The sequence below is a fragment of the Streptomyces sp. SID4985 genome, assembly GCF_009863025.1.
Classification (GTDB): Bacteria; Actinomycetota; Actinomycetes; order Streptomycetales; family Streptomycetaceae; genus Streptomyces.
On sequence record NZ_WWIR01000523.1, the window covers coordinates 1 to 210 of the forward strand.

At 61.4% G+C, this 210-nt stretch carries 1 pseudogene; it reads right to left on the reverse strand.

Annotation, left to right across the window (positions count from 1 at the left end):
• A pseudogene (locus tag GTW40_RS22590) lies at positions 1-210 on the reverse strand (ATP/GTP-binding protein); the annotation flags it as partial.

Consider the following 210-nt stretch of genomic DNA (forward strand, 5'->3'; position numbering starts at 1 on the left):
GGCCTTCTTCTGGCTGTAGATCACGATGGTGTCGGCCATCTTCAGCGCCGCTTGGGTCTCCGGGCTGTCGTCGATGTCGGACAGGTGATGGACGATGAAGATGCAGGACAGGCCGTATCCCCGCGCGAACTTGAGGAACTTCTCCAGCAGCGAAGCGAGTTGCGGCGTCCCGAGGATGTGCCACGCCTCCTCGCAGACCAAGATCCGCTT